The organism is Pseudomonas sp. TE3786, assembly GCF_054057335.1.
Genome location: NZ_JBSRZF010000021.1, coordinates 1 through 17,251 on the forward strand (window position 1 = coordinate 1; position 17,251 = coordinate 17,251).

The 17,251-nt window shown below is 62.9% G+C and carries 14 protein-coding genes and 1 pseudogene; 2 read left to right on the plus strand and 13 right to left on the minus strand.

Annotated elements, in window-relative coordinates:
• Window positions 1-111 precede the first annotated feature (111 nt).
• A complete protein-coding gene (locus ACVW0Y_RS19855) occupies window positions 112-762 on the minus strand; it encodes a hypothetical protein (RefSeq protein WP_457440747.1) in 651 nt (216 codons plus the stop codon).
• Window positions 763-863: 101 nt separating this feature from the next.
• Between ACVW0Y_RS19855 and ACVW0Y_RS19860 the strand changes: the two genes are divergently transcribed.
• Window positions 864-1,643, plus strand: a complete 780-nt coding sequence (locus ACVW0Y_RS19860; RefSeq protein ID WP_457440749.1) for a TSUP family transporter — start codon at window positions 864-866, stop codon at window positions 1,641-1,643.
• On the opposite strand, the gene nudC is transcribed toward ACVW0Y_RS19860, so the two are convergent.
• The 3 genes from nudC to ACVW0Y_RS19875 are packed head-to-tail and all read right to left on the minus strand — an operon-like array spanning window position 1,611 to window position 4,971.
• On the minus strand, window positions 1,611-2,441 hold the full coding sequence (gene nudC, locus ACVW0Y_RS19865; protein WP_457440751.1) for an NAD(+) diphosphatase: 831 nt from the start codon (window positions 2,439-2,441) through the stop codon (window positions 1,611-1,613). The two genes, ACVW0Y_RS19860 and nudC, sit on opposite strands and share 33 nt — an antisense overlap.
• On the minus strand, window positions 2,441-4,117 hold the full coding sequence (locus ACVW0Y_RS19870; RefSeq protein ID WP_457440753.1) for a ferrous iron transporter B: 1,677 nt from the start codon (window positions 4,115-4,117) through the stop codon (window positions 2,441-2,443). Before ACVW0Y_RS19870 ends, nudC begins: the two co-directional genes overlap by 1 nt.
• Before the next feature lie 41 nt (window positions 4,118-4,158).
• Window positions 4,159-4,971 (minus strand): crotonase/enoyl-CoA hydratase family protein, encoded by an 813-nt coding sequence (locus tag ACVW0Y_RS19875; RefSeq protein WP_457440755.1) that lies wholly within the window; start codon window positions 4,969-4,971, stop codon window positions 4,159-4,161.
• A 220-nt stretch (window positions 4,972-5,191) separates the two neighbouring features.
• Here ACVW0Y_RS19875 and nhaB point away from each other — a divergent pair, with 220 nt between their 5' ends.
• Window positions 5,192-6,682 carry a sodium/proton antiporter NhaB gene (gene nhaB / locus ACVW0Y_RS19880; RefSeq protein ID WP_457440757.1) on the plus strand — a complete coding sequence of 497 codons (1,491 nt, stop codon included), beginning with the start codon at window positions 5,192-5,194 and terminating at the stop codon, window positions 6,680-6,682.
• A 191-nt stretch (window positions 6,683-6,873) separates the two neighbouring features.
• Here nhaB and ACVW0Y_RS19885 read toward each other — a convergent pair whose 3' ends face one another.
• From ACVW0Y_RS19885 to ACVW0Y_RS19925, 9 genes and pseudogenes are all read right to left on the minus strand, one after another.
• On the minus strand, window positions 6,874-8,220 hold the full coding sequence (locus ACVW0Y_RS19885) for an amino acid permease (RefSeq protein WP_457440759.1): 1,347 nt from the start codon (window positions 8,218-8,220) through the stop codon (window positions 6,874-6,876).
• Window positions 8,221-8,238: 18 nt separating this feature from the next.
• A complete protein-coding gene (locus ACVW0Y_RS19890) occupies window positions 8,239-10,491 on the minus strand; it encodes an Orn/Lys/Arg family decarboxylase (protein ID WP_457440761.1) in 2,253 nt (750 codons plus the stop codon).
• 233 nt (window positions 10,492-10,724) lie between these two features.
• Complete coding sequence (gene dnaQ, locus ACVW0Y_RS19895) at window positions 10,725-11,516, minus strand: DNA polymerase III subunit epsilon (RefSeq protein ID WP_457440763.1); 792 nt, start codon at window positions 11,514-11,516, stop codon at window positions 10,725-10,727.
• An 86-nt stretch (window positions 11,517-11,602) separates the two neighbouring features.
• Window positions 11,603-12,856 (minus strand): TIGR02270 family protein, encoded by a 1,254-nt coding sequence (locus ACVW0Y_RS19900; protein ID WP_457440765.1) that lies wholly within the window; start codon window positions 12,854-12,856, stop codon window positions 11,603-11,605.
• Window positions 12,857-12,877: 21 nt separating this feature from the next.
• A complete protein-coding gene (locus ACVW0Y_RS19905) occupies window positions 12,878-13,789 on the minus strand; it encodes a hypothetical protein (RefSeq protein ID WP_457440766.1) in 912 nt (303 codons plus the stop codon).
• An 18-nt stretch (window positions 13,790-13,807) separates the two neighbouring features.
• Window positions 13,808-14,659, minus strand: coding sequence for an HNH/endonuclease VII fold toxin-2 domain-containing protein (locus ACVW0Y_RS19910; RefSeq protein WP_457440876.1), 852 nt, complete (start codon window positions 14,657-14,659; stop codon window positions 13,808-13,810).
• Window positions 14,659-15,091: pseudogene (locus ACVW0Y_RS19915) on the minus strand (DUF4150 domain-containing protein); the annotation flags it as partial. The pseudogene ACVW0Y_RS19915 and the gene ACVW0Y_RS19910, both read right to left, overlap by 1 nt.
• Complete coding sequence (locus ACVW0Y_RS19920) at window positions 15,091-16,128, minus strand: hypothetical protein (RefSeq protein WP_457440878.1); 1,038 nt, start codon at window positions 16,126-16,128, stop codon at window positions 15,091-15,093. The pseudogene ACVW0Y_RS19915 and the gene ACVW0Y_RS19920, both read right to left, overlap by 1 nt.
• Window positions 16,128-17,240: a DUF2169 family type VI secretion system accessory protein gene (locus tag ACVW0Y_RS19925; RefSeq protein ID WP_457440768.1), complete on the minus strand. Its 1,113-nt coding sequence runs from the start codon at window positions 17,238-17,240 to the stop codon at window positions 16,128-16,130. Before ACVW0Y_RS19925 ends, ACVW0Y_RS19920 begins: the two co-directional genes overlap by 1 nt.
• Window positions 17,241-17,251 lie beyond the last annotated feature (11 nt).

A 17,251-nucleotide genomic window follows, 5' to 3' on the forward strand; every position in this document is an offset into this window, starting at 1 on the left:
TGCGCGGCGGGCGCCGCTGGGGTTCTGTTTTTTTGGGGGGGCGTCGCGCCGCGAGCTCTTGATCTTAAAAGCTCGCGGCTGAAGCCCCTCCCACAAAAAGCAGCTCAGCGTTTACTTCCAGTCCTTGAGCGCCTGATCCGCCGCCTGGTTCAACGGCTTAGCCATCAACCCCGTAGGCGACAAACTCACCGCATACACCGCGCCATCGGCCATCGGCAAGTAGGTCACCCGCAACGCCTGCGGCTTGAACAGGAACAGGTCGTGCGGTCCCAGCCGCAGCCAGCGCCACAGGTCGATACCGTAGGGGCTGCGAGCCAAAGGGGCCGTGGCATGCTGGGCCAGCTCTTGCTGTTCGATGGCAAGGAAACGCCCGGAGAGTTTTTCCAGGCGGTAGCCCGGTTGCAAGCCGATCAGCGCCGCCAGCCCCTTCCATTCGAACAGGCGCGCATCCAGTTGCCAGAGGTCGCCTTCTAGATTGACGGTGCGCTCGTCAGCCCCTTCCAGCAGGGTTACCCGGTAGCGCTGCGGGCCGTCGGCCTGGAAGCTCAGGGTGACCATGGGCTTGTCCTGGGGCAGCGCGTCGTAGCTCACCAGGTCATAGGCGACCACGCCGATCAGCCCGGCCAGGGCGACGAACGCCAAGCCGAGGGTGCCGCGCAGCCAGCCGAGAAACCAGCTGCGATTCAGCAGAATCCGTGCGGCGACCAATACGGCCAGTAGTGCCAGCAGGGCGATGCCCCACGCCAGACCGTCATACTGCATAAAGCCAATTCCTTCTGCGGCAAATAGCCGGCATTATGCGCAGCCGCCCCGTCCACGGCCAGCCGGCATTCGGCGCAATCTGACACCAGTCGACTTTTTTTATGCCTTTCGAACTGCTTGTAGATCCCACCACCCTCGCCATCCTCGCCGGGGTTGCCTTTATCGCCGGCTTTATCGATGCCATCGCCGGCGGTGGCGGTCTTTTGACCATGCCCGCCCTGCTCACCGCCGGGGTGCCGCCCCATCTGGCCCTGGGTACCAGCAAACTCTGCGCGACCTTTGGTTCGGCCACTGCCAGCCTGACTTTCTACCGACGCAAGCTGTTCGACCCCACGGCCTGGCGCAACGCCCTGGTGGCCACCGCCATCGGCTCGGCCATTGGCGCCGCCATTGCCCACTGGCTACCCGCCGAATGGCTGATGCAGATGCTGCCGGTGGTGGTGTTCGCCTGCGGCCTTTACCTGTTATTCAGCCGAACCCCCACCGCGCCGGTCCTCAGCGATGCGCCGATTGGCCGCCGCCGGCAATGGCCGCAGGGTTTTACCCTGGGTTTCTACGATGGCGTTGCCGGCCCTGGCACCGGCGCGTTCTGGACGGTCAGCTCGCTGCTGCTCTACCCCCTCGACCTGCTGCGCGCCAGCGGCGTGGCGCGGACAATGAACTTCGTCAGCAACATCACGGCACTGGTGGTGTTTATCATCGGCGGGCAAGTGGCCTGGGTGCTCGGCCTGAGCATGGGCGTGGCGTTGATGGCCGGGGCTTTTCTCGGCGCGCGCACGGCCATTTCCGGCGGTTCGAAATTTATCCGCCCGGTGTTCATTCTGGTGGTGTTGGCCTTGACCGCGCGGTTAGCCTGGCAGCACTGGTTCGGGCAGGCCTGAACGGCGCGCCACATACAGGTCGATCAGGTAGCGAGCAATCGAACGGGAGGCAGGCAACGGCGGCAGGCTGTCGAGCTTGAACCACTGTGCGTCTTCAATTTCCTCTTCCTGCATCACGATCTCGCCACTGGCGTACTCGGCATGGAAACCGAGCATCAGCGAGTGCGGGAATGGCCAGCCCTGGCTACCCAGGTACTGGATATTCTTGATCTCCACCCCAACTTCTTCGCGCACTTCACGCGCCACGCAGTTCTCCACCGACTCACCGGCTTCGACAAAGCCGGCCAGGGTGCTGTACATGCCCGGCACATAGCGCGGCGAACGGGCCAGCAGAATCTCATCACCACGGGTCACCAGCACGATCATGCTCGGCGACAGCCGTGGGTAATGCGCCACCTCGCAGTTCGGGCAGGTCGCCGAACGGTCGCTCAGCGAGCGCTGGGTGCGTGTGCCGCAGCTGCCGCAGAAGCGGTAGTTGTCAGCCCAGGTGGCGATCTGCGCGGCAAAACCGAGCAGGCGGAAGGTGTCGGCATCGCTCTGCATCATGTGCTGACGCAAGGTCAGCAAGGTGCAGCCTTCCAATTGCGGCGCCTGGGCAAAGTCCAACAGGTAGATGGCGTCGCCATCGAAATGGCCCAGGCCGTGTTCCTCAAAGGCCGGCAGCTCCTGGCGTTTCAGCCAATCACGGGGGAACAGCACACCATTGCTGTCGGCGAGAAAGCCCTGGCGAAAATGCGCCAGGGCCCAACCGCCACCCTGGCTGATGTCCAGCACAGCCGGCTGCCAGCTCTTGCTCATCAGGCAGCCACCTGCAGCCCCAGGGCGCGCACGCTTTCAGCCGCCAGATCGAGCACGCTTGGTACGGTTTCCGGACGCAATACCGCGCCACCTTCAAGGTAGTACTCAAGGCTGGTCAGGGCATCGGCAAGGGTTTCCAGCATCTGCTCGGACGGCATCTGCGCCGCCTCCAGCATCTGCGTCTGGATATAGTCTGCGCAGGCACCCACCAACAGCGCTGCACGTTCCTGGTTGAGAAACCACAGACCGCCGCGCACCGCTTGCAGGCTGAACGGCACGTTGGCCAGATGCAGCTTGTCGCCGTTGGATTCCAGGTACGAAGTGATCGCCCGCTTGGCCAATGCCAGGCCTGCCTGCGATTCGTCCACCACGACAATCCGCGCTTCGTTCAACTGGTGCTGAGCGAATGAGGTGGCCTCGTCGCCAGGCTTCACTTCCTGCGGCCGGGCTTCGCGGCGCTCACCGCTTTCCAGGCTGGCAACCATGCTTTCCACATACAGCACAGCGTCGGCCATTTTGTGCAGGGCCGGCGCTTCGATCGGCTCTGCATCGTTCCAGCCCGCCACCACTTGCAGCTGGCTGGCCAGGGTCGCGCCGGCCGAACTGAGGCCGACCATGCCGAGGGTTTTCGCCAGCTTGCCGAGCAGACCGTGCAGCGTGGTCAGGCGTTCGCTGTCGACGGTGCCGCGTTCGATCAGGTCGAGCAGGTCTTTGACGCTGGCCAGTTCCTCGCGGATGGCCGAGGACAACGAACGCATCACCGAGCGGCCCGGACCGGCCAGCAGTTGCGATTCTTCTTCCAGCAGCTGGTCGGTGAACGGCAGCGCCGTCAGGGCAAAGATCTCGCGCACCTGAGTGGCTTGCGGGCCGTGACTGTCGGCCAGCGCCACCAGGTAGAGCAATTCCTTGAGCAGATTGCGCGGCGCTTCGTAAGCAGGATTGCCGAGCAGCTGCTTGAGCTCGCGGTCGATACGGGCGAACAGCTGCTTGCGCGATTTGCGTGGCAGCAGCTGGCCATCGACCTGGGCTTCCAGCGCCGCCGCACCGATCCAGCACAGCCGACCACGGGGCTGGCTGGCGAACAGGCTGTCGAGACGGGTAAGGGCTCGGCCCATCAGCTTCAGGCCAGCTTGCGGGCCATCTTCACGGATAAAACCGAGCAAACCCACTTGGTACATCTGGCGCAGACGGCGCAGATCCGCCGCATGCGCCGCCACGTCGACCGCTGCACCGGTTTCCGGGCGGTTCTGGTCCAGACGTGCGCTGAAGAAGAAGCTCTCCGGCAGCGGCGGTTGGCCGCCTGCGGCGCGCAGGTCGTTGATCGCCGGCAGCAGCAGCTCAGGCAATTCCTGGCGGTGCATCTCGACGTTTTCCAGGTAGCGACGCAGCACGTGCAGGGCGTTGTTCAACGCCGACAGCTGCACATCGCGCTCTTCACCGGCACCCTCGGGAATGTCGGTAGCCTGTTCGAGCACTTCCTGGGCCAGCAACTCGGCACCGGCCAGCTCAATCAGGTTGAGGGTGCCGCGAACTTGCTGCAGGTACTCCACCGCTTGTTGCAGCAGGCTGCCGTTGTTGCGCTCGGCAATAAACTGCTCAAGGCTCAGCTCCGCCTCTTCCATGGTGGCGAACAGCTCGTCGCGCACCAGACTCAGGGATGTGGCTCCAGAAACCATGGCCTACTGCGCCTCCCGCGCCAGTGAGTAATACCCGCGCATCAGTCTGCGAATTCCGGCTTTTGCTTGCCCATATGAGCCGCCATGGCGATGCGCAAATCGGGCGACTGCAGCATGTTGGAGTTCCAAACGGCCACGTATTCCAGGCCGTCGTCCACGCGATGGTCACGCATATAGCCGATCATTTTCTTCGTGCCACGAATGGCAATCGGCGACTTGCTGGCGATCTCGCGGGCAATGCCGAACACGCCATCCAGCAGGGCCGCTTCATCGACGAAGGTGCGATTGACCAGGCCGATGCTGCGCGCCTCTTCACCACCGATGGTGCGGCCGGTATAGGCCAACTCGCGCATCATGCCGTCGCCGATGATGCGTGGCAGACGCTGCAGGGTGCCAACATCGGCGGCCATGCCCATGTCGATTTCCTTGATCGAAAACTGCGCATCGAGGGTGGAGTAGCGCATGTCGCAGGCGCTGATCAGGTCGATGGCGCCGCCCAGGCAATAGCCCTGAATGGCCGCCAGCACCGGTTTGCGGCAGGCGTCCACGGCATTGAACGAGGCTTGCAGTTCGAGAATCTTGCGGCGCAGCACGTCGGCGTTGCGGCCGGGGTCTTTGCCCAGCTGGTTGCCGACCTGGGCCAGCATCATCAGATCGATGCCCGAGGAAAAATGCTTGCCGGCGCCGGAGATGACCACCACCCGCACTTCGTCGTTGTTATCGATCCAGTTGAAGATTTCCACGATTTCGGTCCAGAAGTCCGCGCTCATGGCGTTGACTTTTTCTGGACGGTTGATCACCACATGGGCGATCTTGTCGGCCAGTTCTACACGGAACGCTTTGTAGGCGGACATCTTGGCCTTCCTCACTTCTGCTGCACGCGCGTGCATAGAATGTTGTTATGAATAAAACCGGCCAACTATAACAAGCACGCGACAAAAGTCGATGCCGGCGGTGTGACGCAGACCACGCTGCCGGTCTTCACACCTCTGCTTGAGTAAAGCCGTTAAGCACTTGATCTGTCTGGTATCTTGCCAACGCCCCAAACTCCATTCGAATAAGGTCTACCGCGCTATGACAACCTCGCTTGCCCACGCCTTTGGCAGAAACTTTCTGGGTCACTCACCGCGCTGGTACAAGCTGTGCATTCTCGCCTTTCTTCTTCTCAACCCGCTGGCCCTGTGGGCATTGGGCCCGGTGGTAGCCGGCTGGATGCTGGTGGCCGAGTTCATTTTCACCCTGGGCATGGCCCTCAAGTGCTACCCGCTGCAGCCCGGCGGCCTGTTGGTGCTGGAGGCCTTGCTGTTGAACATGGCCGGCCCGCAGGCGCTTTATGACGAACTGGCGCACAACTTTCCAGTGATTCTGCTGCTGATGTTTATGGTGGCGGGCATTTACTTTATGAAAGACCTGCTGCTTCTGGTGTTTTCCAAGTTGCTGCTGGGGGTGAAATCCAAGGCGCTGCTGGGGCTGACCTTCTGCTCGCTGGCGGCCTTTCTCTCGGCCTTTCTCGACGCCCTCACGGTAATCGCCGTGGTGATCACCGTGTGCCTGGGCTTCTACCAGGTATTTCACCGCTTCGCCTCCAGCAACCAGAACGATGCCAGTGATGACGGCGATATCGCCGAGCAGCAACGCCAGGAACTCGATCAATTTCGCGCCTTTCTGCGCAGCCTGTTGATGCATGGCGCGGTCGGCACCGCCCTGGGTGGCGTGTGTACGCTGGTGGGCGAACCGCAGAACCTGCTGATCGGCCATGAAGTGGGCTGGGACTTTGTCACCTTCTTCAAACACGTCGCCCCGGTGTCGATGCCTGTGCTGGTCGCCGGTCTGGTGACCTGCGTGCTGCTGGAGAAATTGCGCTGGTTTGGCTACGGCACCGAGCTGCCGGCTTCGGTGCGCAGCGTGCTGGCCGAACAGGCCGCCCGTGAAGCACAGAACCGCACGGTGGCGGACACCGCCAGCTTGATCGTGCAGGGTCTGGCCGCGGTAATCCTGATTGGCTGCCTGGCCTTCCACGTCGCCGAAGTCGGCCTGATCGGCCTGCTGGTGATTGTGCTGATCACCGCCTTCAGCGGCATCACCGACGAACACCGGATCGGCAACGCCTTCAAGGACGCCCTGCCCTTTACCGCCCTGCTGGTGGTGTTCTTTGCCGTGGTAGCGGTGATTCATGAACAGCAGCTGTTTACCCCGATCATCCAGGCGGTGCTGGCGCTGCCCACCGACCAGCAGCCGACCATGCTGTTTATTGCCAATGGCCTGCTCTCGGCGATCAGCGACAACGTGTTTGTCGCCACCATCTATATCACCGAGGTCAAACGCGAATTCGCCGCCGGCACCATGAGCCGCGAACACTTCGAAACCCTGGCGGTGGCAATCAACACCGGCACCAACCTGCCGAGCGTGGCCACCCCAAATGGCCAGGCAGCGTTTCTGTTTTTGCTGACTTCGTCGTTGGCACCGCTGGTGCGGCTGTCGTATGGGCGCATGGCGTATATGGCGCTGCCGTACACCATCGTGATGAGCTTGCTCGGCTGGTGGGCGGTGGCGCATTGGTTGTAAGGCTTTAGATCAATCGAGGCTGAATCGGATGGCCACCTCCCTCTCCCAACGGGTTGTGCGATCCATTGTGTGAGGCTTCAGCCTCGATGCTTTTGATCTTTCGATTTCCGGTTCCAGGCCTGGCCAATCGCGGCTGAAGCCGCTCCTACGAATTGTGCAGCTCTGTAGGAGCGGCTTCAGCCGCGATGCACTTAGAGCGTGGCGACGCCGTGCACGCGGTTGCGCCACTGCCGCCAGGTGTACAGCGGAATCCCGGCCATCAGCACCAGGAAGCCCCAGAAGATCGCCTGCTGCCCGGTGCCATACAGCGCCCACATCGAGTAAACAAAGCCCAGGCTGCCAATCACCACCATCAACGCCCGCTCACGAGGCTTGAAGGCCTCGGGTTTTACCGCGAGGAACTGCAGCAACGCCGCGGTGCAGAAGGCGTAAGGCACCACCCCGGTCATGGTGCCGAGCAGAATGATGACGTTGAACACTTCCACCAGATCGCCCTGACCATCGACCAGCACCAGCAAGGTCACCAACACCCCGGACACCAGCAGGCCGTTGGCCGGCACGTTGTGTTTGTTGACCTTGGCCAGCGACTCCGGCAGCAAACCGTCGCGCGCCGTGGCCATGGGAATCTGCCCTTGCAGCAACACCCAGCCGTTCAGCGCACCGAGGCAGGCGATCACCGCCCCCCCGGCAACAAAGTAATAACCCCAAGGACCGAGCAGCACCTGCGCCGCATCGGCAAAGGGCGCAGTAGAGCGCACCAGCACCTCCGGCGGCAGCACGCCCTGTACGGCGGTAATGGAGAGGATATACACCGCCGCTGCCACCAAGGTGCCGAAGATAGTGGCGCGGGGAATGGTGCGTTTCGGGTCTTTGACATGCTCGGCCGGCACCGTCGCCGACTCCAGGCCGATAAACGACCACAGGGTCAACGCTGCCGTGGTGGCAATCGCCGTGGCATAACCGACGCCACCGGGCAGCGACTCCACCGGCGGAATGCGCAGGTATTCAGGATGGAAGGAAAACCAGCCGAGTACGCCGATCAACAACAACGGAATCAGCTTCAAGGCCGTGAGGATGTTCTGCACCACACCAAAAGCGCCAATACCGCGCAAGTTGACCAGGGTGCATAGCCAGATCGCCGCGATAGCGGTACCGATGGCCAGTGCCGGATCGCGCAAGGCAGGAATAAATACCTGCAGGTAGCCCACCAGGGTCACCGAGATCGCCGCATTGCCGATCCAGGCGGCTTTCCAGTAAGTCCAGGCGCACAGGTAACCGGCAAACGGCCCGAAGCCATCGCGGGTATAGGCGTAGGGGCCACCAGCGGACGGATTGAGGCGCGACAGGCGTGCAAAGGTGAGTGCCAGAATCACCGCACCAATGCTGGAGATCAGCCAGCCATATAGGCTCAGGCCACCAAACGCGGCCAGGCTGGAGGGCAGCAAAAATACCCCCGAGCCCACCATATTGCCGACCACCAATGCCGAGCAGGTCCAGAACCCCATACTCCCTTTTGCGTTCTGCTGCTCTTCGCTCATGCGTCCCCCCGGACTGAATTACTCCTTGATGCAGTCAACGGTATAGCAGCGACCTTGCGGGCTGTCTTGGTGCTGCAGGCCGTGCACATCGGTATCGAAACCGGGGAAGCTGCGGTCGAAGGTCCGCGCAAAGGCCAGGTAATCGATGATCGAGCGGGTTGCTTCGGTAAAGCGTTCGCCCGGCATGATCAACGGAATGCCCGGCGGATAAGGCACCAGCATCACCGCGGCAATGCGCCCCTGCAACTGGTCGATCGGCACCGCTTCCACCTCGCCCCGCACCAGGTGGTTGTAGGCATCGGCCGGCTTGATCGCCACCTCCGGCAGCACTGTGTACATGCGTTTAAGCGCTTTCGCCGTGGCATTTTCGCGGTAGCAGCCATGCAGCGCATCGCACAGATCGCGCAGGCCCATGCTCTGGTAGCGGGCATCGCTACGGGCAATCGAAGGCAGACAATTGCTCAGCAGCACGTTGGCGTCGTAGCTGCGTTTGAACTCCAGCAGCTCGGTGAGCAAGGTGCTCCATTTGCCCTTGGTGATCCCCATGGAGAACAGCACCAGGAAGGAGTACAGACCGGTCTTCTCCACCACCAGGCCACGCTCCCAAAGGAACTTGCTGACCACCGCCGCCGGGATGCCCCGCTCGCTCAGCGCACCGCCTGCGGTCAGGCCCGGAGTGACCAGGGTGACCTTGATCGGATCGAGCAGCACATAGTCGTCAGCGATATCACCAAAGCCATGCCAATCGGCCTGCGGCTGCAGCACCCAGTCGGCAGTGCTGACATGGTCGGCCCCTTCGGCCAGGGTCGGCTGCCAGATGCTGAACCACCAGTCTTCGGCCTTGAAGCTCTGCCCCAGATTGGCCAGGGCGCGGCGGAAGCTCAGCGCTTCGTCGAAGGTTTCCTGAATCAGCGAACGCCCGGCCGGGCCTTCCATCATCGCCGAGGCCACATCAAGGGAGGCGATGATGCCGTACTGCGGCGAGGTGGAGATATGCATCATAAAGGCTTCGTTGAAACGATCCCGATCCAGCTGGCGCGCACCGCCATCCTGCACATGGATCATCGACGCCTGACTGAACGCCGCCAGCAGCTTGTGGGTGGAATGGGTGGTGAACACCAGCGGCCCATCGTCACTGCGCGAGGTACCCATGCCATAACGGCCGGCATAGAACTCGTGGAAGGCAGCATAGGCATACCAGGCTTCATCGAAATGCAGCACTTCCACGCTGTCGCCGATGGTCTGCTTGATCAGCTCGGCGTTGTAGCACAGCCCGTCGTAGGTGGAATTGGTCACCACCACCAGCTTGACCTTCGGCTCGCGGCCGCGGGCCAGCGGGCTGGCATCGATCTTGGCCTGGATCGACTCGCGGGTGAACTCGCTGAGCGGAATCGGCCCGATGATGCCCAGCTCATTGCGCTCCGGGCTCAGGTACAGCGGGATGGCACCGGTCATGATGATCGAATGCAGAATCGACTTGTGGCAGTTGCGGTCCACCAGCACCAGATCGTCACGGCCGACCATCGAGTGCCAGACGATCTTGTTGGCCGTCGAGGTGCCATTGATCACGAAATAGGTGTGGTCAGCGCCAAAATTGCGCGCCGCACGGGCCTCGGCTTCAGCCAGCGGGCCGGTATGGTCGAGCAACGAGCCCAGCTCCGGCACCGACACCGAAAGGTCGGAACGCAGCGTGTTCTCGCCAAAGAACTGATGGAACGCCTGCCCCACTGGGCTTTTGCGATAGGCCACGCCACCGCCATGCCCCGGCGTGTGCCAGGAATAGTTGGACTCGGCGGTGTGCTGCACCAGCGCCTTGAAGAACGGCGGCAGCAACCCATCGAGGTAACTGCGCGCGGCACGGGCCACCTGGCGGGCGAGAAACGGCACTGTATCTTCGAACAGATAAAGCAGGCCACGCAGCTGATTGAGATCGGCCATGGCTTCAGCCGGCGCGTTCTCGATAGTCACTTGCTCACCGAGGGCAAAGATCGGCAGATGGGGTGCCCGCACACGGGCCACGCGGATCAACTCGATTACATCGTGCAGCAGCCGCTGATTCTCCCCCGCCCCCTCAGCGGCCACCAGAATGCAGGCCAGGCCATGGTGGGTGGAAGCGACGATACGGCCCTCGGTTGAGCTCGCCGTAGAAATAATGGTGAAGCCTTCCAGCTCCAGCTCACGGGCAATCTCCCGCACCCGGTCACCGGCCACCGTATCGGCCTTGATGTCGCGGTGCACGATGAGAACGGGAAACTTGAGGTCTTTATACATGCTGTTAGCGCCTGAAGAGTAACCGGGCCTGGCCCGTGCAGACCTCAGGGTAGAGGCTCGCCCGAATGGGCGTAACCCCCTGAGGCGGGGGCTGTACGAAAACGTCGCACGCGGATAACTCGGCTACACCCCGGTGCTGCGCAGAAGATCAAAAACATCGCGGCTGAAGCCGCTCCTACAGGGGATCAGCGATCCTTGTGGGAGGGGCTTCAGCCGCGATTGGCCGGGCCTGTTTACGCGGTTTCGGCAGCTTCCGCTTCCACCGGCGGCGCATCCATTTGCACCCACAATGGCAACGCACCGGAGGCTTTTTCCAGCAGGCCCATGCGCACGGCGTGGGCAGCCAGGTCGTCTTCGCTGGCGCGGACCACGCGGGTGCGTGGGCGGTCGGCCGGCAGGCGGCGGATTTCGCTGGCCTGGTTGGCACCACCATTGCCGCCGTTGCCATCCGAGGCGTTGCCGGCCAGGGACAGGCTAGTCTGGCCGCCGGTCATGCTCAGGTAGACGTCGGCGAGAATCTCGGCGTCGAGCAAGGCGCCGTGCAGTTCACGGCCGGAGTTGTCGACGCCATAGCGTTTGCACAGCGCGTCGAGGTTGTTGCGCTGCCCAGGGTGGCGTTCGCGGGCCATCATCAGGGTGTCGAGCACGCTGCAGTGCTCGGTGATGTCGGCGCGGTCGTCCTGACCCAGCAGGGCAAATTCGTTGTTGATAAAGCCGATGTCGAACGCGGCGTTATGGATGATCAGCTGCGCGTCTTTGATGAACTCGAAGAACTCGTCGGCCACTTCCTTGAAGCGCGGTTTGTCGGCGAGGAACTCGTCGGTAATGCCGTGAACGGCGATGGCGCCTTCGTCACTCTGGCGATCCGGCTGCAGGTACACGTGGAAATGCCGGCCAGTGAGGCGGCGGCCAATCAGTTCAACGCAACCGATCTCGATCACCCGGTGGCCATCGGTGACCGGCATACCGGTGGTTTCGGTATCGAGGACTACCGACCGTTCAGCATTGTTTTTGAAAGTTGTCATCGCACATCCGCCGTGAAAAACGCGCCGAATCGTACCATGCCTCACCCCGACCGTCGTAGCGGCCGGCGATCAGCTGTCGCCTGCGCCTAGACGCTGCGCCCGCGCAACAAGCCCTTCTGGCGTTGCGCCGGGGCACTCACCGGAAACACTGCCTCGGTGGGGATATACCGCGCCAGCAGCCCTGCGGCCACCTCGCGCTGGCGCTGATTGCCACTGCCCAGCACGCGCCAACAGGTGCCTTCGCTGAAGGGGGCGCCGAGCAGATACGCCGTGCCGGTCGGCAAGCTGGCGCTGTGTTGTTGCAGCCACGCCTGCACCAGGTGCGGGTCGGGCCAGGGCAGGCTTTCGTCCGGGTCCATCGCCACATTGGTGTCGTTCGGGTCATCGGTCGGGCCGGCGTCGTAGTCGGGGCTGTCGCGCCGTTCCAGATCATGCAGCGCCAGGTCGACACCGGTGATCTGGCTGAACGCCTCCCCCGCCGCCCGCGCCATCGGCAGGTCGTGCATCTGCTGCAATAGCCAGGGCAAGGCCAGCGGATCACCGAACAGACCCGTGGCCTTGATGGCGATACGCCGTTGCTGTGGCGTCTGGGTCATGCGCCGAATCCAGGCCATGCTGGTTTCCCGTGGCAGCCAGGCGAGCGCCACGTGCAGTGCGCGCTCCTGATAGCGGCCGGGCTGTTCGGCAAACTGCTGCAGCACCGGCAACGCTTGTTCATCGCCCATCTGCGCGGTCGCCCAGTTGCTCCAGAAACGCAGCGCGTCATCGCTGTGCAGACGGTGCACACGAATCGGCTGCATCAGATCGCGACGGCGCAATTCGCCAGCGGTTCTGGCGGCACGGGCAAGCACGCTGGGGTCGCTGTTGCCCAGTGCCGAGAGCAAGGCCGGGCCCGGGTCGTGGCGGTGCATACCGCAGGCGGCCAGGCCCAGGCGGCGGAACAGCGGTTCGGGTGATGCCAGCAAGCGCTCCACCCACGGCTGCACCAAAGCCCAATCGAGCCAACCGAGGGCGGCGGCAAAATACCGCTCGCCCTCCTCGCTGCTGCGCAGGTGTTCGCCGAGGCTCGACAGCGCCGGGCTGTTGCCCATGCGAAAAGCCAGCACGGTGGCGGCGAACACTTCGCCACTGGCAGCCGGGCGCAGTTGTTCGAGCAACAGATTGAGGCCCTTGAGGCCGGCCACCTGCAAACCGTCGAGGTGCGCTTCGATGCGGTTGTCGAGGGTGGCCAGGTGAGTGAGGTCGTAGTTCGGCGCGCCCACGGCGTAGTCGCGCAGAATCGCGAGGAAGCTGGCTTCTTCGGCGTGTTGGTCAAGGATGGGTACAACCGGAGCTACCACGTCGTCACTTCCCGCTCGGCATTAAACATTGTCCGGGTGCAGCACTTCGCGCCAGGCACCGTCTTCGAAGGCGAGAATATCGTCCTCGCCGATCGACCACAGCACGCCATCGCGGCTGTGCAGGCGGTGAGTGGTGATGGGCCGGCCAACAGGGTCGAGCGCCACCAGCTTGTCACCCACCACCTTGGCCAGCACACCATCGCCGGCCAGGTAAACCTCGCCCTCGTGCACCTCCAGGCAGTACCAGTTGGAGCTCAGCCCGGAGTCATCGAGTACGGTCCAGCGGTTGAACGCGCCGTGCATGACCAGGCCTTTATAGCTGCAAATCCACACCTCGCCGTCGGGCAGGCAGCGCACGCTGGACAGGTGCGCCGTGGTCGGGCTGTCGTCGCGGTGCCAGCGCTGGCCGTCGTAGAAGTAGATTTCGCCCTCCCAACCGACGGCGTAGATCTGGTCTTCGGCGAAGCCGTCGATGTCGAGAAAACCAATGCCGCGCTCGGTGCTGAGAATGTCATCGGCCAGCGACAGCCACTGCTCATTTCTGCGGGTGTACACCTGGCGGTGGTAGCCACAGACGTAAAGCTGACCGGCGATGTTTTTCAACGCCTCCACATAGCCACGGCCGCCAACGATGCCCAAGCCAGCGTTGGGGATCTGCTCGTCGTGGCGACCGCTGCCGGTGATTTCCGTGGCCTCGCCGTTTTTACCCAGCACCCACCAGGCGCGGTAGTTGCGCGCTGAATCGACCAGGCTGGTAAGCGACTTGCCCTGGTACTCCAGGTCGGTGGCACCCCAGTTACCGTCGATATAGGTGAAGAAACGGCAGAACTCGCTTTTTGCTTCGAGGGCGCGGGGAAACGCCAACACGCCCAGAGCGCCTTTGCGCGGGGAAAAACCATTGAGAAAAGTCACCGGGACTTTTGCGCTGGACATCAGTACTCCTTATCCAAATCAGAACGCGCCGGCTGGGGCGGAGACCGCACCCTTAGGCACGAATCCGGGGGGCGTGCGGCTGCCGAGGGAGTCGGCGCGCAACATGAGTTTGTCCGACTTGCCTTTGCCCACGTCGAGGCCCATGTGCTTGTGAGCGGCTTCGCTCTGGGCTTTGAGGCATTCCTTGTCGCATTTCTGTTTCACCTTGGCCACGGCGTCGGCACCGGCGTCATTGGCTTGCTCGAAGCTCCAGGTGCCGGCCGTTTTACGCTCGGCCTGCACGCCCGCTTTCATCTTCGGTTTGCCACCGGGCGTGGAGAGCTTTTCGGTGTGCATAAAGGCGTCTTCGGCATCGTCGACAATGGCATGCACCAGGCCGTGTTCCTTCAGGCTGCCGTCGGCATTGCTGGCGATCTTGGTAGCGCCGGTGAGGCATACACAGGGGGCTTTGGTGTCATCGTATTTATCGGTGCCGGGGTAGCGATCACCGGCGCCGCTTTTACGTTCACCAGACGGTAGAAAACAGTGCGCCGGCACGATGTGGTGCGGGGTTTTGCCATCGCAACAACCGAAGTCGAACGGCACCAGATTGCATTCAAGCAAAGGTCCGCACTTGTCGTCGGCACACATCGTTTTCAAGGTGCCAGCCTTGTTGTAGAACTCCCCTTTGCCGTCATCGTCTTTGACGATTTTGGCCCAATCCACTTTCGAGTCATGCTTCAGCGCATGCTCGTGGGTGGTGTTGGCCGGATCGAGTTTGTTGTCCTTGCGCTTTTGCTGATGGGTGTTCTGCTTGGTGTGTTTCTCCATGCAGTCCTGGGTCTTCTTCGAGTCGGCCTTGCATTGCTCCGACGCACCAGCCAGAGCCATTTCATCCAGATACACCCAAGGCGGTGTATTGGGCCCTTGCGAGGCATGGTTGTGGGTCATCAGGTCGAGGTGGCGCACCACGTTTTCGCCTTCGAATTTGACGTCCATCGACCAGGCGGTGAAGTACACCTTGCCCTTGATCTTGCCGGTGATGATGCCTTTCTTCGGCGCGCAGCCGGCTTCGTCACCGGCGCTGGTTTTGAAGTAGCTCTTGTCCTTGAGCATGATCTCCTTGCCGGTGATTTTTACCGTACGCGTGCCATTGCTGGTGTCGCTGGAGATACCGGTATTGGGGTATGGAATCGGCACGCCCATGGGCGTTGGCGGTGCCTGCGGCGGGGTAAAGCAGACATCCGGAAACGCCGCGATGGATTTACCGCTGCCGGACTTGCAGGAAATCTCCATGCCGTTGGCATAAACCTGATTGGCCATCAGTGCAGCCTCACCGTCTGGTAGCTGAGCAGCGCCACGGCCCGTTCGCCGGTGTCGTTGCCCAAGTGGCAGAAAATATTCGGGCCCTCGCCGTAGCCTTTCTGGCTGGCAGCCAGGGCCACCGCCAGTAATGCCGGGCCGATGGCGGCGCCGCATTCACCCAGGCAATCGGCAGGGGTCCACAGATGAAAGTGTTCCTTGCGCACCCGCAGCGTACGGCTCAGAGCCAGCGCTGCTTCCTTGAAGTAGTACTGCTCGCCGGAGATATCCGCCAGGCGATAGTCCATGCTCTCCAGCCCACAGCCGGCCTGCGCCAGCGCGGCGTTGACGGCCTGGGCCAGGCCGTCGGCGCGCAACGGCGTGTCCAACGCATCGACCGTGGCTTTTTCCAACCCGAACCCCAGACCCACGCAGGTGAGCTGCGGCGTGTCGCTGGCCAATGGCGCACCGACGACGACCGCCGAGGCTCCTTCGCCGGGGATAAACCCGTTGGAATGGCGGCTGGTGAGCAGGCGTTCACGCGCTTCAAAAGCTGCGAGGGTGCGGGCGTCCAACAGCGAATCGACGCCGGCGATCAGCACATGCCGATGGCCGCCTTGGTGAATCAGCGTGCCGGCATTCAACAGGCCCACAGCGGCGCTTACCCGGCCACGGGCGATGATGCTCGAACTGGGATGAAAGCGCTGGCCCAGCTGCTGCTCGATGTCGTGCAACAGGCTGATGTCCAGCTGTTCCAGGCGCCCGGGCCGCTCGGTTTCGGCCACCCCGAGGAGCAAAGGGGTTTGCCCGGGATCGATTCCGGGGACGCTGCGCAGCGCCTGGTCGATGGCCCGTACGGCCATTTCCACCAGTTTGCGGCGGCCGCGCCAGGGTTGTTCCAACGGTACGCAGGCACCCACCTGCCATTCGCCACCCGCGTCGATAAAACGGGTGTCCTGGAAATTATCCAGGGCGCTGCGAATGGCTGCGCAACTGGAGTGAGCATCCAGGCCCACGGCGCTGACCATACCCGCGCCGAGAATACTGACGGCCGCCATCATGCGTCCTCCAGCGGCGCGCGGCGTGAGGCCGCCACGGCCTCCAGCGACGGGTAGTAGGTCTTGCCGGATTCGCGCGCGCGCCACCAGCCGACCGACTTGCGCCCCACCAGCACCTGGTGGATTTCAAACATATTGCGGCGCAGCGCCCTGCTCGCCCGCCACGTCACTTCCACAGTGCCGGCGTCGGTATCAATTACCAGCGTGTCGATCACCGCCTGCACCGTTTCATGCCCGCCCTTTTTCAGAAAAAACGTCACCGGCACCTGCCGGGTCGGCACCTTGAAGCCCGCTCGCTCCTGGCGAGTCAGGCACAGCAGCAACACATCCTCACCGCCTTTCAGGTGCTCGGTCTGTTGGTCTGGCGACGCGGCCTGGTAGTAACGGTTGTCAAAATCGCTCGGTAAAAACGGAAAGCAGTCGGCCAGCCAGGCGTCGTCGTAGGTGCCGGCAAAGCCGATGCGCGGCGGCCAGCTGCGGCCTATGGGACCGAGGGCCATCGGGGTGAAGTCGCCGTGGGGCGAGTCCACCGGTTGGCCGAGCATTTCCGTATTGGGCATGGGCATACCGACGATGTCGGCGGTGCCGCTGCTTTTCGGAAACCAGCCACGCCCGCAGGTGTTGGCCGGGTAGCCGTCATTCAGTTCGGGGTTGTTGGCCACCGGCACGCTGCCGCCAAAGGCATGGCTGTAGCCGATATCTTGCTCGGTGAACGGCTGGGCCACACCGGCCCCCGCGCCGATCAGCCCAGGCTGCCATTGGCGCGGGCCGTACACGGTGAATACCTTGCTCACCCGCCCCACTCGAATGCCAGCCGTGAGCTGCGTCACCGGCCGCCCTTCAGGGGCATAGGCCTTGCCAATCACCAGCACATCGCAAAACGGTTTGATCGGGGCGAAGTCCATTTCCCGCAGCGGTGCCGACAGGCCGGGCTCACCGACGTATTCGTCGGCCATCAGCAACGGCCGTTGCACCGAGGCCAAGGTGGCCTCGCGGCCATCCAGCGGCAACTCGAAGGTGCCCTTGGCGATGACCACCAGCGACTCGCGGCCATCCGGGGCCAGGCCTTGGGTATAGGCAGCGACCAATGGGGTCGCGTTAAGCAGTTCCATGACGGGCTCTT

What these genes read in the sequence shown, in the direction of transcription:
- ACVW0Y_RS19860 (WP_457440749.1), top strand. Translation starts at nt 864, where the DNA reads ATGCCTTTCGAACTGCTTGTAGATCCCACCACCCTCGCCATCCTCGCC.
- dnaQ (WP_457440763.1), bottom strand. Translation starts at nt 11,516, where the DNA reads ATGACAACTTTCAAAAACAATGCTGAACGGTCGGTAGTCCTCGATACC.
- ACVW0Y_RS19905 (WP_457440766.1), bottom strand. Translation starts at nt 13,789, where the DNA reads ATGTCCAGCGCAAAAGTCCCGGTGACTTTTCTCAATGGTTTTTCCCCG.
- nudC (WP_457440751.1), bottom strand. Translation starts at nt 2,441, where the DNA reads ATGAGCAAGAGCTGGCAGCCGGCTGTGCTGGACATCAGCCAGGGTGGC.
- ACVW0Y_RS19925 (WP_457440768.1), bottom strand. Translation starts at nt 17,240, where the DNA reads ATGGAACTGCTTAACGCGACCCCATTGGTCGCTGCCTATACCCAAGGC.
- ACVW0Y_RS19920 (WP_457440878.1), bottom strand. Translation starts at nt 16,128, where the DNA reads ATGGCGGCCGTCAGTATTCTCGGCGCGGGTATGGTCAGCGCCGTGGGC.
- nhaB (WP_457440757.1), top strand. Translation starts at nt 5,192, where the DNA reads ATGACAACCTCGCTTGCCCACGCCTTTGGCAGAAACTTTCTGGGTCAC.
- ACVW0Y_RS19870 (WP_457440753.1), bottom strand. Translation starts at nt 4,117, where the DNA reads ATGGTTTCTGGAGCCACATCCCTGAGTCTGGTGCGCGACGAGCTGTTC.
- ACVW0Y_RS19855 (WP_457440747.1), bottom strand. Translation starts at nt 762, where the DNA reads ATGCAGTATGACGGTCTGGCGTGGGGCATCGCCCTGCTGGCACTACTG.
- ACVW0Y_RS19885 (WP_457440759.1), bottom strand. Translation starts at nt 8,220, where the DNA reads ATGAGCGAAGAGCAGCAGAACGCAAAAGGGAGTATGGGGTTCTGGACC.
- ACVW0Y_RS19890 (WP_457440761.1), bottom strand. Translation starts at nt 10,491, where the DNA reads ATGTATAAAGACCTCAAGTTTCCCGTTCTCATCGTGCACCGCGACATC.
- ACVW0Y_RS19875 (WP_457440755.1), bottom strand. Translation starts at nt 4,971, where the DNA reads ATGTCCGCCTACAAAGCGTTCCGTGTAGAACTGGCCGACAAGATCGCC.
- ACVW0Y_RS19910 (WP_457440876.1), bottom strand. Translation starts at nt 14,659, where the DNA reads ATGGCTCTGGCTGGTGCGTCGGAGCAATGCAAGGCCGACTCGAAGAAG.